The 25,100-nt window shown below is 62.7% G+C and carries 18 protein-coding genes; 5 read left to right on the forward strand and 13 right to left on the reverse strand.

The window, feature by feature from the left end:
* The first annotated feature begins 229 nt into the window (after window positions 1-229).
* Both SH412_RS13075 and SH412_RS13080 read left to right on the forward strand, forming a co-directional pair.
* Entirely contained in the window at window positions 230-6,640 is a 6,411-nt protein-coding gene (locus tag SH412_RS13075; RefSeq protein WP_336523963.1) for a hypothetical protein, read from the forward strand.
* Window positions 6,641-6,684: 44 nt separating this feature from the next.
* A complete protein-coding gene (locus SH412_RS13080) occupies window positions 6,685-6,843 on the forward strand; it encodes a hypothetical protein (RefSeq protein ID WP_336523964.1) in 159 nt (52 codons plus the stop codon).
* 139 nt (window positions 6,844-6,982) lie between these two features.
* On the opposite strand, the gene SH412_RS13085 is transcribed toward SH412_RS13080, so the two are convergent.
* Window positions 6,983-8,233, reverse strand: a complete 1,251-nt coding sequence (locus SH412_RS13085; RefSeq protein ID WP_336518718.1) for a hypothetical protein — start codon at window positions 8,231-8,233, stop codon at window positions 6,983-6,985.
* 88 nt (window positions 8,234-8,321) lie between these two features.
* Window positions 8,322-8,576, reverse strand: coding sequence for a hypothetical protein (locus tag SH412_RS13090; RefSeq protein WP_336518717.1), 255 nt, complete (start codon window positions 8,574-8,576; stop codon window positions 8,322-8,324).
* Window positions 8,577-8,964: 388 nt separating this feature from the next.
* Between SH412_RS13090 and SH412_RS13095 the strand changes: the two genes are divergently transcribed.
* Window positions 8,965-9,504 carry a hypothetical protein gene (locus tag SH412_RS13095; protein WP_336523965.1) on the forward strand — a complete coding sequence of 180 codons (540 nt, stop codon included), beginning with the start codon at window positions 8,965-8,967 and terminating at the stop codon, window positions 9,502-9,504.
* A 265-nt stretch (window positions 9,505-9,769) separates the two neighbouring features.
* On the opposite strand, the gene SH412_RS13100 is transcribed toward SH412_RS13095, so the two are convergent.
* From SH412_RS13100 to SH412_RS13135, 8 genes are all read right to left on the reverse strand, one after another.
* Window positions 9,770-10,090, reverse strand: a complete 321-nt coding sequence (locus tag SH412_RS13100) for a hypothetical protein (RefSeq protein ID WP_336523966.1) — start codon at window positions 10,088-10,090, stop codon at window positions 9,770-9,772.
* 67 nt (window positions 10,091-10,157) lie between these two features.
* Window positions 10,158-11,255: a glycine cleavage system aminomethyltransferase GcvT gene (gene gcvT, locus SH412_RS13105; protein ID WP_336523967.1), complete on the reverse strand. Its 1,098-nt coding sequence runs from the start codon at window positions 11,253-11,255 to the stop codon at window positions 10,158-10,160.
* A gap of 175 nt (window positions 11,256-11,430) precedes the next feature.
* The gene (locus tag SH412_RS13110) at window positions 11,431-12,222 is read right to left on the reverse strand and encodes a succinate dehydrogenase/fumarate reductase iron-sulfur subunit (protein ID WP_336523968.1); all 792 of its coding nucleotides are present in this window, start codon (window positions 12,220-12,222) and stop codon (window positions 11,431-11,433) included.
* Window positions 12,222-14,162, reverse strand: a complete 1,941-nt coding sequence (locus tag SH412_RS13115; RefSeq protein WP_336523969.1) for a fumarate reductase/succinate dehydrogenase flavoprotein subunit — start codon at window positions 14,160-14,162, stop codon at window positions 12,222-12,224. Before SH412_RS13115 ends, SH412_RS13110 begins: the two co-directional genes overlap by 1 nt.
* Before the next feature lie 104 nt (window positions 14,163-14,266).
* A complete protein-coding gene (locus tag SH412_RS13120) occupies window positions 14,267-15,037 on the reverse strand; it encodes a succinate dehydrogenase cytochrome b subunit (RefSeq protein WP_336523970.1) in 771 nt (256 codons plus the stop codon).
* A 245-nt stretch (window positions 15,038-15,282) separates the two neighbouring features.
* Window positions 15,283-17,523: a ribonuclease R gene (gene rnr / locus SH412_RS13125; RefSeq protein ID WP_336523971.1), complete on the reverse strand. Its 2,241-nt coding sequence runs from the start codon at window positions 17,521-17,523 to the stop codon at window positions 15,283-15,285.
* A 1-nt stretch (window position 17,524) separates the two neighbouring features.
* The gene (locus tag SH412_RS13130; RefSeq protein WP_336523972.1) at window positions 17,525-18,493 is read right to left on the reverse strand and encodes a 3'-5' exoribonuclease YhaM family protein; all 969 of its coding nucleotides are present in this window, start codon (window positions 18,491-18,493) and stop codon (window positions 17,525-17,527) included.
* A gap of 601 nt (window positions 18,494-19,094) precedes the next feature.
* A complete protein-coding gene (locus SH412_RS13135; protein WP_336523973.1) occupies window positions 19,095-19,751 on the reverse strand; it encodes a TetR/AcrR family transcriptional regulator in 657 nt (218 codons plus the stop codon).
* A gap of 48 nt (window positions 19,752-19,799) precedes the next feature.
* Between SH412_RS13135 and SH412_RS13140 the strand changes: the two genes are divergently transcribed.
* The gene (locus SH412_RS13140; RefSeq protein ID WP_336523974.1) at window positions 19,800-20,441 is read left to right on the forward strand and encodes a DUF998 domain-containing protein; all 642 of its coding nucleotides are present in this window, start codon (window positions 19,800-19,802) and stop codon (window positions 20,439-20,441) included.
* 113 nt (window positions 20,442-20,554) lie between these two features.
* On the opposite strand, the gene SH412_RS13145 is transcribed toward SH412_RS13140, so the two are convergent.
* The 3 genes from SH412_RS13145 to SH412_RS13155 all read right to left on the reverse strand — a co-directional run bounded on the left by SH412_RS13145 (window position 20,555) and on the right by SH412_RS13155 (window position 23,648).
* Window positions 20,555-21,028: a peptidase associated/transthyretin-like domain-containing protein gene (locus tag SH412_RS13145; protein WP_336523975.1), complete on the reverse strand. Its 474-nt coding sequence runs from the start codon at window positions 21,026-21,028 to the stop codon at window positions 20,555-20,557.
* Window positions 21,029-21,236: 208 nt separating this feature from the next.
* Window positions 21,237-22,172: a DUF1559 domain-containing protein gene (locus SH412_RS13150; RefSeq protein ID WP_336523976.1), complete on the reverse strand. Its 936-nt coding sequence runs from the start codon at window positions 22,170-22,172 to the stop codon at window positions 21,237-21,239.
* A gap of 768 nt (window positions 22,173-22,940) precedes the next feature.
* Complete coding sequence (locus tag SH412_RS13155) at window positions 22,941-23,648, reverse strand: response regulator transcription factor (RefSeq protein ID WP_336523977.1); 708 nt, start codon at window positions 23,646-23,648, stop codon at window positions 22,941-22,943.
* Window positions 23,649-23,820: 172 nt separating this feature from the next.
* Here SH412_RS13155 and SH412_RS13160 point away from each other — a divergent pair, with 172 nt between their 5' ends.
* Entirely contained in the window at window positions 23,821-24,852 is a 1,032-nt protein-coding gene (locus SH412_RS13160; protein ID WP_336518647.1) for an IS630 family transposase, read from the forward strand.
* Window positions 24,853-25,100 lie beyond the last annotated feature (248 nt).

Below are 25,100 nucleotides of genomic sequence, written 5' to 3' on the forward strand. Positions count from 1 at the left end.
GGATACTGTAACGGACCGCCAGCGCGGCGACCAGAACCAGACAGGAGGGAGCGATGGTACACACGCGTCGACGACGCATGAATCCGGAATCAAGCGATCTCGGAGTTTTCTCCCCCCTTCCGGGAACTTTTCATCATTTGACTGCGTATTGAACGCAGGCCATGCGGCATGATTTCCCATCACTCTCCGCGCCAAACCTCGCGAGCTCGACTCCCTCCGGAGCTTCTCTATGAACCGTCTACTGTTGTTGAGCATGCTGTTCGTCGCGGAAGTCGCGCCCCTCCGCGCCGGTGAAATCGGTTTTGTCGAGGACTTCGCCCTCGCGAAGGATCGAGAAGCGGCTCTGAAGCAGCTCATTCCCGGAACCGAGGATTACTACTACTGGCATTCCCTGCATCTGCTGCAGACCGAGCAATTCGACAAAGTCGACGAACTGCTGACTCCCTGGGTCAAACGACACAACGAGACGCCCCGCGTCTGGGAGATCCGGACCCGCAAGGCCCTCCTGACCTACGACCGAAACCCCGCCGAGTCGCTGACCTATCTGCGGAACCGGTTCGGCATTCATTTCCCGCATCAGAAAGAAGATCTCAACGCCGAACCGAATCTGCCGACGACGCTCGATCCGGGGCTGATCGCGCGGAAGCATTTCGTCGAGCGGGCCTTCGCCCAGCACGGCGGCAGCCTCAATGGTTTCGAACAGGCCGCGCTCGACTGGCTGATCGCCACCGAACTGAATCCCGATCAGCGGCGACAGCTCCTCGCCCGGCTGGACCGGCCAGACTATCCCAATCTGGTGAAACTGGTCGTCGCGGACCTCAATCACAAGGACTCCGGCGGCTTCGGCTCGCTGGGAATTCATAACCAGCTCCTCAAGGCCCAGCTCGACGAGCTGGCCACGCTCAAGGCGGACGTGCTCAATCACCAGCAGTACGTCCTGACGTACCTGCGGCGGCTCCATCCCAACCCGGACGTCGACTGGCGGCACGATCCGCAACAGGTCGAGCGGTTTCTCAACCGCCTGCAGACCTTCGCCGACCGGCTGGCGCCCGCGCACAATTCGCTCAAGGCCCATGTTCTCTATCACCGGCTGGTTCTCGACCGCAGCCGGGGCGTCTACGACAAATCCCGGTTTCTGGCCTATCTGAAGCTCCCCCGACACGTGGGATATGTCTCGAAGGCCATGAAAGAGTCTGAGCCGTTCAAGCGATTCGGCTGCGATCTGAACGCCAGCTACGACGGCGCGACGCTGCTGCCCGCGGTCGGGAATGACGAACCTCTCGTTCGCAGTTTTCTCAGTCACTTCTTCGTCGAAGCCGGCGGGACTGGCGAGTTTGAGACCTACGTCAACGACGTCTATCTGAAGCGGATGTTCGCCGAGACGAAGGCCGTCTACGGGTTGGGCGATCCCGAGCAGTGGGCGTCGCAGTTGCCTCCCGAACTGTTCAAGCAGCTCCGCGAGCGGATCGACCTCGACTTCGACTTTGCGAACAAGACACAGTTCGGCCCGACCGACGCCGTCAGCCTCGATCTGCACGTCAAGAACGTCTCGACGCTGATCGTGAAGGTCTTCGAAATCAACACGCAGACGTTCTACCGCAGCGGCAGGGAGATCGACACCGACATCAATCTCGACGGACTGGTGGCGAACGTCGAGCAGACGCATCAGTACAATGACGCCCCCCTGCGCCGGATCAAGCGGCGGTTCGAGTTCCCGCAGCTTTCGAAGCCGGGCGTTTACATTGTGGACTTCATCGGTAACGGCCGGAGCAGCCGGGCGCTGATCCGCAAGGGAAGCCTGAAACACCTGGTCCGCACGACACCCGTCGGGCAGTCGTTTACGATCCTGGACGGGAGCGGCGCGCCGATCAAGAACGCATCGATCTGGCTGGCGGGTCACGAGTATCCGGCCCAGGAGGACGGCTCGATCCCGGTCCCCTTCAGCACCAGTCCGGGGCGGCAGCCGATCGTCATCACGGCCCCGGTGCCGGGCGCCGAGGGGGCGACGTATTCCGCCCTGGCCCACTTCAACCACGAACCCGAGAGCTATCAGTTCGTCGCCGGGTTTTACGTCGACCGCGAGTCTCTGCTGACCCGCAAGACGGCGAAGCTGCTGGTCCGACCCGGTCTGTCGCTCAATGGCACTCCGATCTCCCTGAAGCGACTGGAAGAGCTGAAACTGACGATTCAGTCGGTCGACCTCGACGGCACGCCGTCGTCCACGGAAGTCCCCGACTTCCAGTTGTTCGAGGATCGGGACTCAATCCACGAGTTCCAGGTGCCGCAGCGGCTGGCGTCGCTCAGTTTCACGCTGACGGCGAAGATCAAGCAGCTCACCACCGGCACGAAGACCGACGTTGCCGCCGCCGACAGTTTTTCCCTGAACGGCATCGACCGGACGGAAAAGATCGAAGACCTGCACCTGCTGAAATCGGACGGGAAGTACATCCTCGAACTGCGCGGCCGGACCGGCGAAGCCCGCACTTCGCGGCCAGCGGTCTTCAGCTTCAAGCATCGCGACTTCAAAGACCAGGTCGGGACCGTCTTGAAGACCGATCCCGCCGGGCGGGTTGCTCTGGGTCTGCTGGAGGGGATTGAGTCCTTCACGGTGAACGGTCCGGAAGGGACCAGCCACACCTGGGCGCTGCTCGGCGACCGGCATACGTACTCTCAGACGGTCAACGGCAGGGTCGGCGAACCGCTCACGTTGCCGTATCTCGGCAAGGCGGCCGAGCCGGTCCGTTCCGAGTTGTCACTCCTCGAAGTCACCGGCGGCGGATTTGCCGTCGACCGGTTCAGCCATTTGTCCCTTCGCGACGGCCTTCTGGTGATCGACAAGCTTCCCGCAGGCGATTACGACCTGCTGTTGAAGTCGACGGGAAACCGTATTGCACTCAGGATCACCGCCGGCGAGCAGCTCGGCGAATTTGCGGTCGGCGGTCTGCGTCAACTGGAAACGCCTCGGCTGAAACCACTGCAGATCGCCTCGATCACGCCGGACAAGGACAAGGTCACCCTCAAGCTGGCGAATGCGTCGAAGTTCGCTCGCGTGCACGTCTTCGGCGTGCGGTTCGTCCCCGAGTATGATGCCTATGGCCATCTGAGCCGGGTCCGCGGAGCGGAGCCGTATCAGTTCCTCAACATTCCGGCCGAGTCAGTCTATCTGACCGGCCGGAACATCGGCGACGAATACCGGTACATTATCGACCGGAAGTACGCGACCAAGTATCCCGGCAACCTGCTCGACCGACCGTCGCTGCTGCTGAATCCGTGGGCTGTGCGAGACACGGAAACCGGTCAGCAGGTCGCCGCCGAAGGAGGCGAGTTCGGCGCGCGGGGAGCGATGCCGAAGCAGGAGGCCGGTCGTGACCCCTCCGAGAAAGCCCAGGAGTCCCGTCAGGCGGACCACTTCGCGGATCTGGACTTCCTGTCGACCACATCCGCGGTGCTGGTCAATCTGATTCCCAACGACGCGGGAGTGATCGAGATTCCCCGGGCGGCGCTCGGCGATCGCCAGCATCTGACATTCGTCGCCGTCGATCCGCTGAACACGACGGTCCGCACGCTGGCGCTGCCGGAAATCGAGCCGGAGTTTCTCGACCTGCGTCTGGCCAACGGTCTCGATCCCCAGGGACACTTCACGCGGCAGAAACAGATTTCGATCCTCACCGCCGGGCAGCCCTTCACGCTGAAGGATCTTTCGACGGCGAAGTTCGAGTCGTTCGACAGTCTGCCGCGGGTCTACGGCCTCTATGCAACGCTCAGCAAAGACCCGCAACTCGCGGAGTTTGCCTTCATTCTGAACTGGCCGAAGCTGAAGCCGGAAGAGAAGCAGGAGCTGTACTCGAAGTACGCCAGTCACGAGTTGAGCTTCTTCCTGTTCAAGAAAGATCCCGAGTTCTTCAAGACCGTCGTTCTGCCGTACCTGGCGAACAAGCGCGACAAGACCTTCATGGACCGGTTCCTGCTGGAGGAAGACCTGTCGGCCGATCTCCAGCCGTGGAATCACGCTCAGCTCAACATCGTCGAGCGGATTCTGCTGGCCCGGCGGATCGCCGACGACCGGGCTCGGACCGCCCGGCACATCGCCGATCTGTATGCCCTGCTGCCGCCGAATCCCGACCGGTTCATCTCGTTGTTCGAGACCGCCGTGGGACAGAGTTCCCTGGAGCTGGACGACGCCTTGGGATTGAAGGAGCGGCTGGGCGAACTCGAAGGACTGGAACGCAAGGTTCTGGCCGGCGCGTTGGTCGAGATGTCCGACAGTGCCGAGAAGGCTCCCGCGGCGCCTGCGCCTGCCGGGACATCCTCCGGAGTAATGGGCGGCATGGGTGGCGGCCGTTCCAACCGCCCCGAGTCGGTAGCTCGCTTCGGCGTGGAAATGGACAAATCCAAGCTCAGCGTCATGTCGCGCGACGGAATGTCGGATCGCCGCCGGGCCGGCATCGCTCAAAAGTACTCCGGAGCGGTCAATGGCGTCGACGTCGATAGCCATGGCAACGCCGCGACTCACTTGTTCTTTGATTCTGGCGACGTTAAGGACCTGCCGGCTCTCCGGCAGCTCTATCGCAAGATGGCCAAGACCCGCGAATGGGCCGAGAACAACTACCATCACTTGACGATCGACCGGCAGAATGCCGACCTGGTCACGGTCAATGCATTCTGGAAGGAATTCGCGGCACACGATCCGGCAGCGCCATTCCTGTCGCGGAACCTGGCCGAAGCCAGCCGGAACTTCCCGGAAATCCTGCTGGCCCTGGCCGTCCTCGATCTGCCGTTTGAAGCGCCGCAGCACGAAACCAAGTTCGACGGCGCGCAGATGACGCTCACGCCGGGCGGACCGATGGTCGTCTTCCACGAAGAGATTCTGCCCGCGGAAGCCCCCGCGGCCGGAACCAAGGTCCTCGTCAGCCAGAACTTCTACAAGCACGGCGACCGCCAGCGGGTCGAGAACGGGGAAACCGTCGACAAGTTCGTCACCGAAGAATTCGTGATCCACACGGTTTACGGCTGCCAGGTGGTGATCACCAATCCGACATCGGCCCGGCAAAAACTGAACGTGCTGGTGCAGATCCCGCGGGGTTCCATGCCGGTCCTCAATGGCCAGGCCACGAAGACCGTCCACGTCAACCTGGAACCGTTCCACACGCAGACGCTTGAGTACAACTTCTACTTCCCGGCCGCGGGCGACTTCGCCCACTTCCCGGTCCACGTCGCGAAGAACGAACAGCTCATCGCCGCTGCCGCTCCGTTCACGTTCCACGTGGTCAACCGGCCGACGAAGCTGGACACCGAATCCTGGGACTACGTCTCGCAGTACGGTTCGCTGGATGACGTGCTGACGTTCCTGGACAAGCATAATATCAACGAGCTGAACCTCGACCGAATCGCCTGGCGGATGCACGACAAAGCGGCGTTCGAAGCCGTCCTGCCGAAGCTGACGCTGCGACACGTTTACAGCCAGACCCTGTGGTCGTACGCTCTGCTCCACAACGCTCCCGCAGCAGCCCGCGAGTTCCTGCAGCATGCGGGCAACATCGTCAATGACTGCGGCGGCCGATTGCGGAGCACGCTGCTGACGATCGATCCGGTCGCCCGGCGGACCTACGAGTTCCTGGAGTACAAGCCCCTCGTCAACGCCCGAACGCACGCCCTGGGAGACCGCCGACAGATCGTCAACGACCGCTTCAACGAACAGTATCACCGGTTCCTCAAGGAACTGGCCTACGACCGGACCTCCAGCGACGAGGAACTGCTGGCGGTGACGTATTACCTGCTGCTACAGGACCGGATCGAAGAATCGCTGGCGACGTTTGCCCGCATCAACCGGGCCAACATCGCCGAGCAGCTTCAGTACGACTACTGCGACGCCTATCTGAAGTTCTTCAGCGACGATCCCGAACAGGCCCGGGCCATCGCGGCGAAGTACGCCGCCCATCCGGTCGACCGCTGGCGGAATTCGTTCGCGACGATCGTCGCCCAGCTCGACGAGGCGGCGGGGCAGGCCTCGGGCGTGATCGATCCGGAAGACCGCGACCAGCAGCAGGCCCGACTGGCGGCGACCGAGCCCAGTTTCGACTTCACCGTCGAAGCCCGCAAGATTCAGCTCGGCTACCAGAACCTGCCGGCGGTGAAGATCCACTTCTATCAGATGGACGTCGAGCTCCTCTTCAGCCGGAACCCGTTCGTGCAGCAGTTCGGCAGCGGCGTCGCTTCGATCAAGCCGAACCTGACGCTCGACGTCGCGCTGCCGAAGGACGGAGCCAAACTGGCGATCGATCTGCCGGAAACCCTGCGGAACAGCAACGTCCTGGTGGAGATCGTCGGGGCAGGGCAGACCCGTACGAAGCCATATTTCTCGAACTCGCTGACCGTGCAGGTCATCGAAAACTACGGCCAGGTCCGCGTAACGCACGCCGAGACCCACAAACCGGCCTCGAAGGCCTACGTCAAGGTCTACGCCCAGACGGCGGGGGGTGAGGTGAAGTTCTACAAGGACGGCTACACCGACCTCCGCGGCCGGTTCGACTACGCCTCGCTGAATACGAACGACCTGGACGCAGCGGCGAAGTTCTCGATTCTCATCCTGAGCGAAGAACACGGAGCCGTCGTCCGCGACGCCCTGCCGCCTAAGCAGTAAGAGTGAGGAGAAGAGGATTCACCGCAGAGACGGCGGGGGGTGAGGTGAAGTTCTACAAGGACGGCTACACCGACCTCCGCGGCCGGTTCGACTACGCCTCGCTGAATACGAACGACCTGGATGCAGCGGCGAAGTTCTCGATTCTCATCCTGAGCGAAGAACACGGAGCCGTCGTCCGCGACGCCCTGCCGCCTAAGCAGTAAGAGTGAGGAGAAGAGGATTCACCGCAGAGACGCGGAGGACGCGGAGAAGAGAAAGACGGAGAAGACGATGGATTGAGAAATGCCGAAGGGAGAGAGAGATTGTCTTGTTCCCAGGCTCTGCCTGGGCTGCGCGAAATCGTCAATTGTTGGCGGTCCCGGTTGATCCGGCTTTTGTTCCTGGAAGGACGGGGAGGGCCTGGCGGCGCTGGGCTGTCAGCGACTTGCCTAAGTGGTCGTCGATCCACGCGAGCAGGTCGCGATGCCGCACGGCGTTCAGGGCTTCGCAGATCTTTTCCTCGCTGATCCGCACGACCGACGCGGCCATCCCCAGAATCAGTTTCGTAAAGCCGCCGCGGCTGTGCTGGCCCTGCAAACGCTTGCCCTTGCCGATCAGCGATTCCAGCACTTCGCTGCTGGCCGGCAGACTCTGTCCGGGGAGCACGCCGCTCGACTGCTCGCTCACGAACTCCACCAGCCGCGCCGCCGCACGCTCACCGGCAGGCGTTCGGGCCACCGTCTCCAGTTGCCGGCGCAGCGTCTCGCCGGCGGCGGCGTGGTAGCCCGCCACGCGCAGGAACTCCAGCATGTGGTCCTTGACCGCCTGCAAGTCGTTCCAGTCCACGAGCGCCTCCCGGAAGTCGCGGATCCAGCCGAACTTCTCCTCGAGCCGCGTCAGGTCGAGACCCGCGGGACGTTCGGCCGCGGGCGTGTCGATCAGCCGCAGCATGCGGGCGCCCCAGCCGATCAGCGGCCCCAAGTTCAAGTAACGCCCTTTGACTTTCTGCGTGGGGGGAGCAAGGTGTCCGAGTTCCGTCTGCTTCACCCGTGGCTGCGTCTGCCCGCAGTGTTTGACGAACGCGATCCACCGCGGATCGGCGAGCAGTTCGTGCTTGAGCACGATCGCCGTCTTGTGGGCGATGTCGTGCAGCACCTGCGTCGTCGGGTGCTGTTCGCGGAAACGCTGAGCGCCGCCGAGAAGATCCGAACCCTCGTCGCTGAGGATGGCGGCCGGCACGCCGACCAGCCCGGCCGCAGCCGCGAGCTGCCGCTGGACGATCTCGCCGCTGGATTTTTCGACCGGCTGCAGCGCCAGCAGCGTCAGATCCTGGTGCGTCAGCGGCGCCGTCAGCGCTTTCCACGCCGACAATCGCAGCCCCGCGATGACCAGACACTTCCGCGACCCCAGTTGCAGCGTGTGGTCGACGAGGAACACCCAGTCGGCGGCGAATTCCTTGGGCCGCCGCAACTCGTGCAGTCCCAGCCGCAGCAGCCACGCTTCCGCAGTATTGGCCGCAGGAGCCCCCCGGAACTGGGGCAGGCTGTCCCGCAGCAGTTCGACCACCGCCCGGCAGCCGCGAAAGCTGACCGCTCCGGCCAGACAGAACTGCAACGTCAGGCCGATGGCCGCTGCCGAATACGCATGATGGGCCGGTCGGACGGCGTCCGGGAGGGGGCCAGGGGCTGCGTCGGCGACCCGGTCAGCGCCCGGATTTTAAGGCGGCGATCTCACGTTCCAGGTCCGCCGCGCGGCGTTCGGCCGCGGCGGCCCGCGTGCGCCACATCGCGCGGCTCTTCTCGACGGCGCGGGTCTGGTTCTGCAGGAGCTTGCAGGTTCGCTTCCACTGGCCGGACTTCGCCTTCCACCGATTGCGACTCCGCTCGAAGAACCGCACCAACTTGCCCGCCGGCGACGAATACCGGGCGACGGCTGTTTCGCTGGTTTCGCAGGTCATGACGTTCCTCCTTGAACAAAAAGCCCAGTGGAACAAAAACGCGACGATTCGCCGAGGCCAATTGCCCCTGAAAACGACGGATTTCGCGCAGCCCAGGCTCTGCCTGGGAACACCCTCTTCCGAGGCTCCGCCTCGTCTTCAGATTCGTGTCACCTCGTCAAATTTGCGGTCATGCCTTCCCCGTCTTCTCTCCGTGCTTTGGCAGTGTTCCCCCCGTGCATACTTCTCCCGGCAGGCCGCGCCAACACTGCGCCCAAACCGGCCCTGCGCGGCCTTTTGCACTTTACATTTTTCAGTTTTCACTTTGCACTGTATTCCTTTTCCGATGAAAAGCAGGCTGCATCCCGGCCGCCAGATGCGCGATGTTCAGTTCACGAAAGGCAGAGCCATGACCAGCCGCCGCCTCACCGCAACCGCCCTGGCAATCGCGTTCCTGCTGGTCGTGGCAGCAGCAAGCCCAAACCTGCCGGCCGACGGCAAGTCGCCGCCCGTGAGCGTCAGCGTCGAAGACATCGACGACAAAGTCCAGCTCATTGGCCGACTGGGCGAGCCACTGGGAACGATCACGACGGTCACTGGCCGGTGGTTCTCGCCCTCAAAGGTGGAACCCGTCAAAGACGACTCCTTGCGATTCCTCGTATCGCACGTGAATCAGAAGAAACTGGCGAAGGAGATCGACTTCAACATCGCAGTGATGCACCTCACTACGAAGGATGGCCAGAATGCCATTCCCAACCACTGGAAAGACCAAGACTCGCTTCACGGCCAAGCGTGGACCCTGCAGGTCTATGAAACGGGAAGCCTCTGCGTCGAACAACTGAAATCCTGGCAGGATTGCTGGAAGGAACAGGGAATCCCACGCAAGCCGCTGCCCTATTGGTGTCGACCGTTCGTCTCCGAGTTACACGGCTACGTCGTCAAGGAATAGGCCGGAGCGCATGGCGATCCGGTCGCCTCTGCGGAGAGATCGCGAGTTTTGCTTGGGAGCGGCGGGGGGAAGACAGAGCTGCGACACTTGCGAATTCGGGCGAAGAAGACGACGAGGCGGAGCCTCGGAAGAGGGCGTTCCCAGGCGGAGCCTGGGAACGAGATAACACACACACACACACACACTCTCTCTCTTTCCGACTACTTTCTTGCCTTCTCTGTCTTCCTCTTCTCCGCGTCCTCTGCGTCTCCGCGGTAACAACTTCTTACTTCTCGGCCGCCGGCGCATCCCCGGGTTTCGGCTTCGGCGCCGGGCGGATCAGACCCTTCTGGATGTCCTGGACCACCTCCGCCAGGATCGCCGGGTCGCGCTTCGTCAAAATGTGCTCGATCCGCGACGGCGGCACGTTCAGCCGTTCCATCAGTTCGCCGGCCGATTCCCAGAGTTTCTTCGACTTCTTCTCGCCCTCGGCGAGGTACAGATTCGTCACCAGTTCGCTGAGCCGCTGCTCGTCGATCTGGTCGCGGTTGTCGTAGAACCGCTTGATGGCCTTCTGGGCGTACCGACTGTATTCGCGTTCTGCCATGACTGCTTTCCTGGTCCTGAACCGGCCCGTCCGTGACGCGTTTTCTGTGATCGGCCCGCCGGCCCGTTCAGCGTGACTGCCGCTGGTAGAACGGCAGCCCGACGACTCGGGCCGGTTCGTGTTTGCCGCGAATATCGACCGTAACGGACGTGCCGACCGCCGCCGCCGCCGCCGGGACGTAGCCCATCGCAATTGCCTTCTGCAGCGTCGGCGAGAACGTTCCCGAGGTGACCTGCCCGGCCGACTGGCCGTCGATGAGGATCGGCGTGTGCTCGCGGGCGATCCGCCGGCCTTCCAGCTCCAGCCCCACGCGAACCGGCCGGTCCTGCCGGTCCCGGATGGCGATCAACGCCTCCCGCCCGACGAACGGCCCCTTGTCGAGTTTGACGGCGAAATCCAGGCCGGCTGTCAGCGGATCGATGGACTCGCTCAGCTCGTGCCCGTACAGCGGCATCGCCGCTTCCAGCCGGAGCGTGTCCCGCGCCCCCAGACCGCAGGGAATCAGCCCGCAATCTTTGCCCGCTTCCAGCAGCTTGTTCCAGAGCTCGACGGCTCCTTCCGTCACGACCAGCTCGAAGCCGTCTTCGCCCGTGTATCCGGTCCGGCTGACATAGGCGTCCAATCCGCCGACTTCTGCGGGCATCCCGCGGTAATACTTCAGGTCCCCGACTGCGGCCGTCGTCAGTCTCTGCAGAATTTCCAGTGCCCGCGGCCCCTGCAGCGCCAGCATGGCGCTCTCAGTCGTCGTGTCGATCATCCGCACGTGCAGGGCGGCCAGCTTCGGCGCGATCCAGTCCAGGATCTTCTCCCGGTTGCTGGCGTTGACCACCAGTCCCCACGCGTCATCGAGCCGGTAAACCAGGACGTCGTCGAGAATGCCCCCCTGCTCGTTGCAGACCAGGCCATAGCGGATCTGACCGACCGCCAGGTTGTCGACGCGGCTCGTGACCAGTTGGTTCAGAAATTCGCCCGCTCCGGGTCCCTGGAAGATCAGCCGGCCCATATGCGAGATGTCGAACAGCCCCGCGGCCGTCCGGACCGCCGTGTGTTCTTCGACGATCCCCGTGTACTGGACTGGCATCTTCCAGCCGCCGAATTCGACCATGCGCCCGCCATGCGCAGCGTGCCAGTCGGTCAGCGGAGTTCGGCGCAATGAGTCAGGCATGGTGGGGGCTTAAAGCGGAGGGCGGAAAGCGGAAGGCCAGAGAAAGGACGTCGCTTTCCAATCTGGCACGATAAATTCAGTGTATCGTCGCTGGCGGAAGTGCGAAAAGCCAGCAGGAGGAACGTCCTCTCCCGTCTGGCTTTCTGCTCTCCGCTTTGAGCTTTCCGCTCCGCAGCTATTCGTCGCTCGACGCGGTTTCGTCGGCGGTCAGCATGGCCTTGATGTATTCGCGGTTCAGCAGCGCGATGTTCGAGAGCTTGACGCCGGCCGGACAGGCGGCTTCGCATTCGCCCGTGTTCGTGCAGCCTCCGAAACCTTCCTGGTCCATTTTCGAAACCATCGCCATCACGCGCTGCGGCCGCTCCGGCTGCCCCTGCGGCAGATGGGCCAGGTGCGAGACCTTCGCCGAAACGAACAGCATCGCCGAGGCATTCTTGCAGGCGGCGACGCAGGCGCCGCAGCCGATGCAGGCCGCGGCGTCCATCGCCTTATCCTGCATCGTCTTCGGGATCGGCACCGAGTTCGCGTCCGGCGCATTCCCGGCGTTGATCGACACGTAGCCGCCCGCCTGGATCACTCGATCAAAGGCAGTGCGGTCGACGACCAGATCCCGGACCACGGGAAAGGCCCGCGCCCGCCAGGGTTCGATGACGATCGTGTCGCCGGTCTTGAATTTGCGCATGTGGAGCTGGCAGGTGGTGGTCTCGTTCTCGGGACCGTGAGCCTGGCCGTTGATCATGACGCCGCACGTGCCGCAGATCCCCTCGCGGCAGTCGTGATCAAACGCGACGGCTTCTTCGCCCTGCATGATGAGCTGCTGATTGAGGATATCGAGCATCTCCAGGAAGGAGACGTCGGGGGAAATCCCTTTCAGCTCGTAGGTCTCAAACCGGCCCGGGGCGGACGGGTTCGCTTGTCGCCAGACCTTCAGCGTCAGATTCAGGTTCTGCTTGGCGGAAGCGATCATTACTTGTAGCTCCTCGTTCCGAGCGGGCAGTCGTGGAATTCCAGCGGCTCCTTGTTCAGCGTCGGCCGGTTGCCGACGCCGTTGAAGCCCCAGGCGGCCACGTAGCAGAAGTTGGCGTCGTCTCGCTGACACTCGCCTTCGTCCGTCTGGTGCTCTTCGCGGAAATGGCCGCCGCACGATTCATCGCGGTTGAGCGCGTCGAGCGCCAGCAGCTCGCCGAACTCCAGGAAGTCGGCGACGCGGCCGGCATGCTCCAGATTCTGGTTGAACGCGTCGCCGGTCCCCAGCACCTTCACATCCTGCCAGAACTCTTCGCGGAGCTGGCGGATCAATTCGATGGCTTCGGTCAGGCTCTGGGCCGTGCGGGCCATGCCGACATGGTCCCACATGATCTTGCCGAGCGCCCGATGGAACTGCTCGACCGTCCGGGTGCCGTTCGGCTTCACCAGCCGCTCGGTCCGCGCCCGGCTCTCGACCATCGCCTCTTTCATGGCCGGATGATCGTTCGAGACCTTGGCCAGCTTCTTGCTCGCCAGGTGATCGCCGATCGTGTAGGGAATGACGAAGTAGCCGTCGGCGAGTCCCTGCATCAGGGCGCTGGCACCCAGCCGGTTCGCTCCATGATCGGAGAAGTTGGCTTCCCCCAGCACGTAGAGACCGGGGACGTTGCTCTGCAGGTTGTAGTCGACCCACAGACCTCCCATCGTGTAGTGCACTGCGGGATAGATCCGCATCGGCACCTTGTACGGGTTTTCGCCGGTGATCTTGTCGTACATGTGGAACAGGTTGCCGTATTTGGCGCGGATCACCGCTTCGCCGTCCCGCTTGATCGCGGCCGCGAAATCCAGGTACACGGACTGCTTCGATTCCCCCACGCCGAAGCCGGCGTCGCAACGTTCCTTGGCAGCCCGCGACGAAATATCGCGCGGGGCCAGGTTGCCGTAGGCGGGGTAGCGGCGTTCGAGGTAGTAGTCCCGTTCGTCCTCAGGAATCTGGTCGGGCGACCGCGTGTCGCCGGCCTTCGTCGGCACCCAGACGCGGCCGTCGTTGCGGAGGCTTTCGCTCATCAGCGTCAGTTTGGACTGATGGTCGCCGCTGACGGGGATGCAGGTCGGATGAATCTGCGTGTAACAGGGGTTGGCGAAGTACGCCCCCCGCTTGTGACACCGCCACGCCGCGGTCACGTTGCAGCTCTTGGCGTTCGTCGACAGGTAGTAGACGTTGCCGTATCCGCCGGTCGCCAGCACGACTGCGTCGCCGACGTACGACTCAAACTGCCCCGTCACCAGGTTGCGGACGATGATCCCGCGGGCGTTGCCGTCGATGACCACCAGATCGAGCATCTCGCGTCGCGGGAAGACTTTGACTTTGCCGGCGTTGACCTGCCGCATCATCGACTGATACGCGCCCAGCAGGAGCTGCTGCCCGGTCTGGCCGCGGCAGTAGAAGGTCCGGGAGACGAGCGCTCCGCCGAACGAGCGGTTGGCCAGCGTGCCGCCGTATTCGCGGGCGAAGGGGACTCCCTGGCCGACGCACTGGTCGATGATCTGGGTGCTGAGCTGGGCCAGGCGATAGACGTTCGACTCGCGAGCCCGCCACTCGCCCCCTTTGACCGTATCGTAGAACAGCCGCCACGCGCTGTCGCCGTCGTTCTGGTAGTTCTTGGCGGCGTTGATCCCCCCCTGGGCGGCGATGCTGTGCGCCCGGCGGGGAGTGTCCTGCACGCAGAACGAGAGGACGTTGTAGCCGAGTTCCGCCAGCGACGCGGCGGCGGAACCGCCCGCCAGCCCCGTTCCCACGACGATGACCGTGTGCCGGCGCTTGTTGTTCGGGCTGACCAGTTTCAGCTCGCGCTTGTGCGTTTCCCAGCGGTTCGCGATGTCCCCCGTCGGACAGCGTCCATCGAGGACACCGGTCCCGGCTTCGAGTAGAGTCGCCATGACGTTTGCAGTCCTCTCAACTCACCGTTTCTGTCGACTGGCACCAGGCATTCGCGACGAGCTGCGTCCAATGCTTCAGACGCCCGTTGCGACGGAACAAGCGGCTACGGATGCGGTTCCGCCGGCGCAACCACCTTCTCGCGCGGCGCCAGCTCCGGCACCAGCACCGGCAACGCGGCGAACCCGGCGCCGATCACCACCGCAAACAGGATCCCGATCGCTTTGATCAGGGGCGTATACTTCGGATGCGACAGTCCCAGCGACTGAAACGCGCTGGAAAATCCGTGCGACAGATGGAAGCCCAGGAACACCGTCCCCAGAATGTAAATCACCCGGCTCACCGGATTGCTCAGCACTCGAACCGTCATCACGTACATCGGCGGGGCTTCTTCGTTCCATTGCGGATAGGCGATGTCCGGGCGGACGCCCATCCGCAAGTCGGCGAGGTGCAGCAGCACGAACAGCAGCACAATTGAGCCCGACAGGAACATCCAGTTGCTCGGCGGAAACGCCAGGCTCCGCTCGGGAATCTTCGATTCCTTCCTGGCGTAGGCGATCTTGCGGGCCTCGCGGTTTTCCAGCGTCGTGACGAACGCCAGGTAAATGTGGGCCAGGAACAGCACCAGCAGGCCCGCTTCGGCCAGCGGCGTCAGTTCGTTGTTGTGAATCCACGCCGCGTACTTGTCGAACTCGTGCTGCCCCGAGAAGAGGAGCAGGTTTCCGGCGAGGTGCCCCACCAGGAAGCCGCACAGGAGCAGCCCGGTCACGCCCATCACGAACTTGCGTCCGATCGACGACGTGATGAGACGATGCGCCCACAAAAGATTGAGCTTTTCGAGCAGCGAGCCTTTCGGCTCAGCGGTCGCGGTCCCCATTGACGACACGTCTCCGCGGCTGTCAGCCAGTCTGGGTTTCAAGGCCCCGTCGTCTTGACGGAGCCTGCAGTTTTGCCTTGACATCGGAATTATAGAGATGCCCGCGTCAACTGCCAACCACACCGGAGAAGAGTTTTCAACCGGTTGATCTCCGTTTCGTAAGCACCAGCGAAAATCCGAAACTCGAAGCAGGAAATTCGAAACAAATACGAACTTCGAAGCTCGAAAGCGGTGAAATCTGCGGATCAGCGTCGCTTCCGCCCTTTCTTCGTCGGACCGGTGTTCGGACGTCGTTTGGGCTTTGCTTTTGCCTCGGGAGGGTGACTTTTCCGGCCGGCCGGATGCTTCTTCGAACCGATTCCGGTTTCCTTCTCCACCAGACGGAAATCGAGCATCCGCTTCTGCTCGTTGACCGCCGCCACGCGCACCTTCACCAGATCGCCTAACCGGAACACCGTCCCGTGCCGCCGACCGGTCAGGGTGTGCGACTTCTTGTCGTAGTCGTACATGTCGTCCCGGAGGGAGCTGATGTGCACCAGCCCTTCCGCCGGCAGCTCGATTCCCATCACGAACAGGCCGAACGTCTCGACGCCGGTGACCGTGGCTTCCAGTTCCAGACCGATCCGCGAGGAGAGGTACGACAGCAGCTTGATTTTGACCAGTTCGCGCTCGGCCTGCTCCGCCCGCCGTTCGGTCTCCGAGCACTGCAGACCCAGGGCCAGCAGGTCGGCTTCATTCGGACCGCGCGGCTTCCGCTTCGCGATGACGTCGTTCAGCAGCCGGTGAATGGTCAGGTCCGGGTATCGGCGGATCGGGCTGGTGAAGTGGCAGTAATCGTCCTCGGCGAGCGCGTAATGGCCGATGTCCTGCGGACTGTACTCGGCCCGCTTCAGGCTCCGCAGCACCGCATAGCTGACAGCGAACTCCGTCGGCTCCCCTTTGACCGACTTCAACAATTCCTGCAGATCGCCCCGTCCCGGCAGCGGCCGAATTTCCAGGTCGAGCGACTTCACGAACTCCGCCAGGAGGGCCAGCTTCTTCTCGTCGGGTGACGCATGCACCCGCTTGAGCGACGGCACGCCCTGCTTCGTCAGCGCCTGCGCGACGGCGATGTTCGCTGCCAGCATGAATTCTTCGATGATCTGATGGCTGACGTCATGGACCGTCCGATGCGCCCCGGCGACCGTCCCCTGCTTGTTGAAGTCGAGTTTGACTTCGGGCATGTCCATTTCGAGGGCGCCCCGGACGAACCGCCGGCGGCGCAGGATCATCGCCAGCTCGTGCATCCGGGCCAGCAGCGCACGGACCTTGGCGCTCGCCGTCGCGTGATGGGCCTCGGGATCGTCGAGGATCGGCTTAACCTGCTCGTAGGCGAACCGCTTGACGACCTTGATCGCCGAGTTGGCGAAGTCGGCGTGCAGCGGCACACCCTGCGGGTCGAATTCGATGAACGCACTCTTGGTGAACCGCACTTTCCCCTGCTGCAGACTGGCGAGGGCATTGGAAATCACCTCCGGCAGCATCGGGATCACTTTGTCTGGCAGATAGACGCTGTTTCCGCGGAGCTTCGCCTCGCGGTCCAGAACCGACCCTTCGCGGACAAAGTGAGCGACGTCAGCGATGTGGACCCCCAGCCGCCAGTGTCCTTTGGCGTCTTTCTCCAGCGAAATCGCGTCGTCGAAGTCGCGGGCGTCGACCGGGTCGATTGTGATGATCGTGTCGTGCGTCAGATCCAGCCGGCCCTGCAGGTTGTCTTCGTCGAAGTTCTGCGCCTGCAGCCGGGCCTCTTCGAGCACCTCTTCGGGGAACTCGTCCGGCAGCTCGAACTGGTGGATCACCGACAGCAGGTCCACCCCCGGTTCGCCGCGCTGCCCCAGGACCTTCGTCAGCACCCCTTCACCCGGCTCGCCGGCGGACGGATAGCGGAGCATCTCGATGACGACCTTATCGTCCGGCTGCGCTCCTTTGGCCCCCGGATCGCCGACGGCGATCGGCTCGTCGATCTGGCCGCCGTCCAGCAGGACGTAACCCTGGCCCTTCCGCTCGTGATAGGTTCCCACGAAAGCGTTTGTGGCCCGCGTCAGGATTTCGACCACCCGTCCGCACCGCTGGCCCCCCATGCCGCGGCGGCTGATCGGTTCGACCAGCACCTCGTCGCGGGAGAACGCCGTCCCGACATCGGACGCCGCGATGAACAGCGATTCCCCCGGCCCCAGGATCGTCGGGTCTGCCGGCGTGAAATAGGCCCCGCCGGTTCGCGTCCGGCGGATCGTCCCTTGCAGCAGATTCTCCGCCTTCCGCGGCCGGAGGAGTCCGTTTGACGCCCGCTGCAGTTGTCCCTGCGCGACGAGCTGCTCGACCGCCTCCTTGAAGGCGGCCTGCTCCTTCTTGGGAACCAGGAGCAGTCGGGCCAGCTCCTTGGTCCGCTGCGGGCGCCCTTCCGGGCTGCGGAAGAAGTCCAGGATCTGCCGGCTGTATTCCGTCACGTCAGCTCCGTTTGCCCTTGAAGATCTTGCGGTCCAGCCGCGGCAGGAACAGCGTCCAGGCCGACTGGCTGTTCGGGTCGTCGTCGATCGCCCGCTGGAACTCGTGCAGCTTGGCGTCGAGCAGGTCGATACAGTGCAGCGCCATCGCCTCGGGGGTCATCGGCAGCCGCGGACTGCCGAATTCGTACGACCCGTGATGGCTGAGAATCATGTGCTTCAAACGGAGTGTCAGTTCCGCGGGGAACGGTTCCGCGGTCAGCTCTTCGACTCGTCGGATCTTCTCGTTGAGCATCTCGACGCCGATCACCAGGTGCCCGATGAGCTGCCCTTCGTCGGTGTACGTAAAGCCCGATTCGGTGCTCAGTTCGCGAGTCTTTCCGAGGTCGTGCAGGAACACGCCGGTCAGCAGCAGCTCTTCGTCGAGCTGCGGATAGACTTCGCAGATCCGCCGGGCCGACTCCATCAGCGTCAGCATGTGTTCCAGCAGCCCGCCCACGTAGGCATGGTGGGCCTTCACCCCCGCCGGGACGGAGCAGAGCGCCTGCACGAGGGCGTCGTCGAGGAGGTAGCATTCCATGAGGGACCGCAGGTGCGGGTTCTCGAAGCTCAGCAGGTGCAGGCGGACCTTCTGCAGCCATTCTTCGATGTGCTGGGCGGAAACCAGCTCGAAATCGAGCGGGTCGATCAGGTCGGCGGAGACGGGGTCGATGTGGCTCAGGATGAGCTGCAGCACCCCCTGAAAGAGCTGGACTTTGCCGCGGATGCGGGCGTATCCGCCGCCCTGAATCCCCGAGACTCCTTCTTCGGTGACGTTCCACATCCGGCCGTTGATCATGCCCGATTTGTCGCGGAGATCGACCGAGAGGTAGAGGGCGGCGTTGCGGTTGGCCCGCAACTGGCGGTCGGCGATGAAGTAGACCTCTTCGACCAGTTCACCGTCTTTGAGGTCCGTCACAAAACGACGAGGCATCAGGCATCCAGCGGCAGGAGTGAGTAAATGGATGCCGGCGATTGTAGGGGAATCGGGAGCGGAGCGGAACCGACGGGGGCGGGAACAGGGGATCTCTCGCAGAGGCCGCAACGGGAAAACACAGCGGCCGCAGGGCAGAGAAGTTCTCACGCAGCGACGTTAAGTGGACGCGACGACTCAGGAAACGTGAAAAACGGATGTCGCGACGCGACGGGCTGATCCGAATTTGCATCCCGGACGTTTGGCCGGAAGTCGCCGGGGCCGAGGAGTGGAGCATCGACAATTCCGGAATGCGGACCAATTGGCAGGTCCACGCCGATCGAATCCATTCCCAACTTCGCCTACGTCACCAGCAGAATTGAGTGTTGGCCGATCGATGCCTCTTGTGGCTCGTCCTCCGGCAGCCGGTCAATTCAATGTTTGCCTGTTCGCGTCATCGCGTTCCAAACTCCTTCGATCTCCATCCCGGCCGAAACGATCTCGGCGACCGAAAGCTATTCTTCAACCGCCTGCTCAGGATCAGCATTCAGGTTTCGTGTGGCTCCAGCGACGCGTGCGTTCTCCATCGACTTGCCATCCTCTGTCTGCGAGGGTGGCGATCTCAGCCTTTTGGCGGCACTATCGTGTAACGTGCTAAGAACGTCTCCACCCCGTCTCGCGCACACGCGTGGATGTGCTCCTTGGCAGGGATCTTTCCGAGTAAAATTGCCCGATCAAGCGGTGCTCCGACCACAAGATACGCGAACTGTTCTGCCGCGCGTCGCGAGTCCGCCGCCGCCAGCAACTTGACATGTCTAAGCCGCTCGAAGCCTGAGGCAAGCGACAGGAGCACTCGTCCGGGAGCGGCGTTGAAGTACTTCTCGGGGAATTCGGGGAACGTCCGCGACTCTCCGATCAACAGTCGTCGGAGGGCGATGACCTCGGGACGGAGAATCGCCAGCGCCAGCCGACGTCCCAGCCCGTGAAGGGCCGCGGGCAGGTTTGCGGCCGTGATGCCTTCAAATTCTGTCGCGAGCCCGTGAGCGAACTGATCCGCGTAGGCGAAGGCGTCCGTGACAATCTGCGTGAAGAGCGCTCCTTTGTCTGCATAGTTGTTGTACAGAGTGCGCTTCGAGAGACCGGCGAGCGCCGCCACCTCCTCCATCGTCGTTCCCGTGTAGCCATTCTGCAGGAACAACGTCCTGGCGGCCTTGATCGCGGCCGTTCGCGAGCGGACGACGCGAGGATCCTCTGGTCGGGGTTGCGGTGTTGCACTCATCAGTATAAAACTACACTCTTCAGTGCAAGATCTCAACCCGGTGGAAGTATGATGCAATCCAACTCAGGGACAAACTCCCGTTCGTTACTCCGCTGCGGCGTGGCGGCGGGGCCGTTCTATCTCGCTGTCGGCCTGGCTCAAGCGTTCGTTCGCGACGGATTCGACCTGGCCAGGCATTCGTTGAGCGTCCTTGCGAACGGCGCGGGTGGTTGGGTGCAGACCGCGAATCTCGCGCTGAGCGGGCTTCTTGTCATCGCCGCAGCGACAGGTCTTCACAGCGTCTTGCGACCGCAGTCGCGCGCAGTCGGCTGGATCCTCAGTTGCTTCGGTCTCGGCATGGTTGTCGGCGCGGTGTTTCCAGCAGACCCGGTGGACGGATTCCCCGTCGGCACGCCCGACGGGTTTCCGACGACTGTGAGCACTCCCGGTTTGATTCATTTCGCCGCCGGGGCTTTTGGCTTTCTGGCTCTGGCGGTGAGCTGCTTCGTCGTGGCGATGGCGATGATACGTCGAAGGAATCTCTGGATGGCAGGTCTGTCCTTCATTTCCGGCGTTTTCATTATCGCGGGGTTCGCCGCTCCAGCCCTGCTTCCCGCCTCTGGACCGGTAGCCGGCATCTGGTTTAGCGTCGTGGTCGGGTGGACCTGGCTGGCGCTGACGTGCTTATTTCTTGACCGAGCGGCACCATGATACAGCCCCATTCATTCAGAATGCTGTTCGGGCTCGCTCAATGACCGGGGCACGGCGCAGACCTCGATGCGTCGCGGGCTGCTCAGTCGCCGATCGGCGCACGATCGGGCGCCTTAGCGGCTCTTCAGTTCAAACTTCAGCTCGCCGGCGGAATGAGGGACTTCGGCCTTGAGGGTGGTCTGGTCGAAGCTGCTGTAACGGGGCGGCAGCGACTCCACCGCTCCCAGGTCGGCCGGGGGAACATCAGGATTCGGCAGAATGGCCAGCCCCCGACTGTCCACCAGCCGACTGACGACAACCCCATAAGTCCCCGCCGGCGCTCCGGTCGGGCCGTGTGGGTGCTTCAACTCAAATCGTCCGTCGTCGTCGGTGACCCCGGAGCACTCGATGCCCTTGGTCCCCTGACTCGGAACAAACAGGATGGAGGCGGCCACCAGCGGCTTCCCGTCCAGCAGCACAACCCCGGAGACCGGAACCGTCTCGGGAATCGGTGGAAGCGAACTTCCGCCCTGGCACCCCGACAGACTCAGCGAGAGTAGAACGAGGCCGACTCGCAACTGGCATGACAGACGCGACGCTGACAACATTTTGGCGGACTCAGCCTCAAAATACGGAGTGGTAAGCAAGAAAACGTCCATGGAAACCGGTTCGGCGAGCTTGCCGGAGGGAGGCCAAGCCTCTGACCTCCACTCCGGACTTGCTCAACGCCCGCTGCCGTTCGCGATCTCCGGCACGTTCTACCCGGCCGCACGGACGCAACGGGAAAGCGACAGCCCTCGGCCTCCGGGACCGCGTTTAGAACTCGCCCACGACGGCGCCATCGGCGATGTACGCCAGGCGCTGCCGGGTCGACGTGTCGATGTTTTCGGAAATGAACCGGACAGCGCCGTCGGCCATGAGCACGTGGATGCCGCCCGTGTGAAGGCTGCCGGGGCGGGACCAGCTTCCCAGTCGTCCCACGATCGACGGCTGACCGGTGTAGGTCCAGTCGTTGATGCGCTGTCCTGCCAGATCGATGCCCGGCATGACCCAGCCGCGGTATCCCCACGCGGCATTTCGACCGTTGTAGACGGTGAAAGTTGTCTCTGCGATGGCGACCGTATTGCTCGATCCGTCGGTGATCGCCGAGATCTGACATTTGCTGGAATCGCCGAACATGCGACGGGTCGTCGAGGAATAGGTCGCCCAGTTTTCGCACGTGTTGTAGTAGGGCGCGGTAATGAAATCGTACGACGTCTTCGCGCCGCCCGTTCCGGTGTTCGTCGCGGAAATTCCATAGTGCGCCGTCGCTTCGGCCATCAGCACCGCCCCCGACTCCGACGGACAGACCAGCGCCGTGAGAACAGTTTTCACAGCGGCGGCGTTGCCGTTGGTCGTGGGATCGCTGGTGGCGGCCCCGACTCCCATCGACACGTAGGTGGAAAAGGCGCCGCTGAAGTTCATCGTGTTGTAGAGCGGACCCTGGTCGAAGTAGGGCAGCAGGAATGACAGCCCGTTCGTGTTGAGCAGCGGCGTCGTGCAGCGGCCGACTGCGGACGGGGGAAACGTCAACGCCGTGTCGTGATAGTTGTGCAAGGCCAGGCCGAGCTGTTTCAAGTTGTTCTTGCACTGTGTGCGGCGAGCCGCCTCGCGCGCCTGCTGAACCGCCGGCAGCAGGAGGGCAATCAGGATTGCGATAATCGCGATCACGACCAGGAGTTCAATCAGAGTAAAACCTCGACGCAAAGCCATTCACAGACCTTTCAGAGAAAGCAGGAAGTATCGAACAAAGAGAGATTCCAAGGCGAGATCGCGCAGTCGAACTGGATGCAGTTCTTCCGGCGAAGAGCGGCTTGCAGGCGGTAACGTTGCGGGAATTGAGGCAAGTTCCGTGCCGCGTCACATCTCGCAGAGCAGATCCTCACGAACGTGAAGAATCACGACGGGGGAGAGGCGATCATGCCGCCGGATTCGGCCAGGCCAAGAATGCGAATGTCGACGATTCGGGCATCACTGCGACTTTGGCGGGCACTGCGGCGGCAACTGCGGCCTAGAGGAGGTCTTCAATCTGCGCGATCGCGGGAGTCGCAGAGACGAACGAAGCATTCCGGGACACGGAATGGGGGCAGAGCTCGCAATCTTGAGAGTTGCCCAATGGTTGCCTCTCCGCATGCCGGATGCTCCGCCACCTGATGACTTCGGTCTTCCTGACGGACGTCCTGAGGCTACAGCGGGGGGGCGCCGTCGGGGGCCGTTGCCGGACGATATGCGGGGCAGCAGTGCTTGGCCTGCCTTGCTGGAAATGCACCAAAGGAAAAGGGCGTCTTCGAGTCGAGAGAATCGGCAGCGAGACTTCGATCTGGCGAAGCGGGGCGGCCCGACTCCGTCCAGAGCCAATTGCTCAGAAGACGCGAGCCGGTGACGTGATGTTGAACGCCCGGGTGACAATCATCGGTCACAATCCGAATGCAATAGTTCGAGATCCGGCGTCCCGTATTCCTAGCGGGCGCCATTCCGCTGTTACCCGTCTTTCGGATTTCCATTTGTCCCAGGTTTCTGCAAATGCTCTACCGAACTCGAAAGGACGATGAACGGCTGAATCGCCTCGCAGAGACGGGGGATTCTCAACTTCTTCAAGATGTTGCCTCGATGCGCATCTACCGTTCGCGAGCTGATCCCCAGACGCCGGCTGATTTCTTTCGTCGTCCATCCGTCAGCCGCCATACGAAGCACGTCTGTCTCTCGACTGGTCAGCAGCGACAATCGTTGCGACCACTCTGTCGAATACGCAGCGGCCGGCACTCGCAATCCGTCCCTCCGCATCGCAGACTGGATTTCCTCCAGCAACTCCTGGTCAGTCACAGACTCTCCAAGATACGACTGAACTCCTGCCTGCATGGCCGATACGGCTTCGCTGATCGACGCTTCCTCCACAAGGCAGATGACAGGCAAGGGCCACTCGCAGATCCTGACTTCCGGCAGTCCTTGTGCGTCGATGAGCCCAAGATCCCGAAAATCCAATATCACACACGTGACTGGACCTCCCCACGGACTCTCCGCAATTTCATCCACCGAACTCAAGAGTCTCGCGCCGATCTTCGAACTCCCCAGCACACTTATCACGCGAAGAACCAACTCCGGCTTCATCGAACGAGTTACGATACTGACGATGGTCCCGCCAGCGGATTTGCTGCCTTCCACGCGTTTAAAAAGAGGCACCGTTCGCATGAGTACTCTCTTGTAGTCAAAAGGCAGTGACGCCGACGACATCGTCTCGCATATCTAAATCACCGGCCACGAATGTGAGGCGCGCGGCAGAGCGGAGGGATTGCAGTGGAAACGAGATGGGGAACCCTTACCTTGGAGGTATCACAACTCCAAACCAAGGAAGGAGTTCCCCATGGAAGGCATTCTTTCACCCCGGGCGGAGCGCGCCAAGCAGCGGTTGTCCGAGCAGTTGAAGTTTCTGAAGGACGCCGGGCTGAGAACGCGGTATCTGATCGTGATCCATCGACTGGAAGGACGTTCTCCCACCTGGATTGCCCGCTCGCTCAAGGTCGGTCGCAGCACCGTGTATCGGACCGAGCAGCGTTACGGGAAGGACGGCGAGATCGGTTTGTTCGACCGGCGGGGCGGCAACGGGCCACGGAAACTGACCGAGGAGTACCTGACGCAGTTGCGGGAGGTCGTGGCCGGCGATCCGCTGCAGGACGGCTGGAAGCGGCCGACCTGGACGCGGGAGATGCTGATCACAACGCTCCGTCGACGGACGAGTGTGAAGATCAGCCTGTCGACGATGAGCCGGGCCTTGCGGCTGATCGGGGCGCGGCGCGGACGACCGAAGCCAACGGTCGAGTGTCCGTGGCCGGAGGCCGAAAAACAGCAGTGTCTGGAGCAGATCGAGGAACTGGTGGCGCATCTGCCGACGGGCGAAGTGGCGGTCTGGGAGGACGAGATCGACATCCATCTCAATCCGAAGATCGGCGAGGACTGGATGCTCCGCGGGCAGCAGAAACAGGTTCTCACGCCGGGGAAGAACGAGAAGCGTTACCTGGCGGGGGCTCAGGATGCGCGGACGAAGGAGTTGATCGCGATCGAAGGCGACCGGAAGGACACGGCGTTGTTCGTACTGCTGCTGTGGGAGCTGACGCAGCGCTATCCGCAGGCGAAGAAGATCCATGTCGTCCTGGACAACTACGCGATCCATACGACCCGACTGGTGCGGGAGAGTCTGGCGACGCCGCTGGGGCGCAGGCTGCGCCTGCACTTCCTGCCGCCGTACTGTCCGGATCACAACCGGATCGAACGAACGTGGGAGGACTTACACGCCAACGTGACACGGAACCACAAATGCTCGACGATGCCGCAACTGATGCGAAACGTCCGCTCCTACATCCGCCGACACAACCACCGGCGACCGGCGGCGCTGTAGGAACGACCATCGAAGTGTTTCAGAATCGTGGCCGGTGATTTAGACGCCGCGCACGCGTGACTGTCCCGCGCCCACCAGAGGCCGTTCGGACCAACCACGCATGGCGTTTTAAGTGCTGCATCGAATGGATCGACAAGAGACACCTCCAGCAGATTACGGCGTCTACGAGCGAGTTCACCGTTCACACCTCGCCAAGCAGCGACGGGACGGGGTGCAAGCTGTTGGATTGTCGGCAATCAGTCATCGCG

The organism is Planctellipticum variicoloris (assembly GCF_030622045.1).
Lineage (GTDB): Bacteria > Planctomycetota > Planctomycetia > Planctomycetales > Planctomycetaceae > Planctellipticum > Planctellipticum variicoloris.

What these genes read in the sequence shown, in the direction of transcription:
- SH412_RS13075 (WP_336523963.1), top strand. Translation starts at nt 230, where the DNA reads ATGAACCGTCTACTGTTGTTGAGCATGCTGTTCGTCGCGGAAGTCGCG.
- SH412_RS13090 (WP_336518717.1), bottom strand. Translation starts at nt 8,576, where the DNA reads ATGACCTGCGAAACCAGCGAAACAGCCGTCGCCCGGTATTCGTCGCCG.
- SH412_RS13095 (WP_336523965.1), top strand. Translation starts at nt 8,965, where the DNA reads ATGACCAGCCGCCGCCTCACCGCAACCGCCCTGGCAATCGCGTTCCTG.
- SH412_RS13100 (WP_336523966.1), bottom strand. Translation starts at nt 10,090, where the DNA reads ATGGCAGAACGCGAATACAGTCGGTACGCCCAGAAGGCCATCAAGCGG.
- gcvT (WP_336523967.1), bottom strand. Translation starts at nt 11,255, where the DNA reads ATGCCTGACTCATTGCGCCGAACTCCGCTGACCGACTGGCACGCTGCG.
- SH412_RS13110 (WP_336523968.1), bottom strand. Translation starts at nt 12,222, where the DNA reads ATGATCGCTTCCGCCAAGCAGAACCTGAATCTGACGCTGAAGGTCTGG.
- SH412_RS13115 (WP_336523969.1), bottom strand. Translation starts at nt 14,162, where the DNA reads ATGGCGACTCTACTCGAAGCCGGGACCGGTGTCCTCGATGGACGCTGT.
- SH412_RS13120 (WP_336523970.1), bottom strand. Translation starts at nt 15,037, where the DNA reads ATGGGGACCGCGACCGCTGAGCCGAAAGGCTCGCTGCTCGAAAAGCTC.
- SH412_RS13130 (WP_336523972.1), bottom strand. Translation starts at nt 18,493, where the DNA reads ATGCCTCGTCGTTTTGTGACGGACCTCAAAGACGGTGAACTGGTCGAA.
- SH412_RS13135 (WP_336523973.1), bottom strand. Translation starts at nt 19,751, where the DNA reads ATGAGTGCAACACCGCAACCCCGACCAGAGGATCCTCGCGTCGTCCGC.
- SH412_RS13140 (WP_336523974.1), top strand. Translation starts at nt 19,800, where the DNA reads ATGATGCAATCCAACTCAGGGACAAACTCCCGTTCGTTACTCCGCTGC.
- SH412_RS13145 (WP_336523975.1), bottom strand. Translation starts at nt 21,028, where the DNA reads ATGTTGTCAGCGTCGCGTCTGTCATGCCAGTTGCGAGTCGGCCTCGTT.
- SH412_RS13150 (WP_336523976.1), bottom strand. Translation starts at nt 22,172, where the DNA reads ATGGCTTTGCGTCGAGGTTTTACTCTGATTGAACTCCTGGTCGTGATC.
- SH412_RS13155 (WP_336523977.1), bottom strand. Translation starts at nt 23,648, where the DNA reads ATGCGAACGGTGCCTCTTTTTAAACGCGTGGAAGGCAGCAAATCCGCT.
- SH412_RS13160 (WP_336518647.1), top strand. Translation starts at nt 23,821, where the DNA reads ATGGAAGGCATTCTTTCACCCCGGGCGGAGCGCGCCAAGCAGCGGTTG.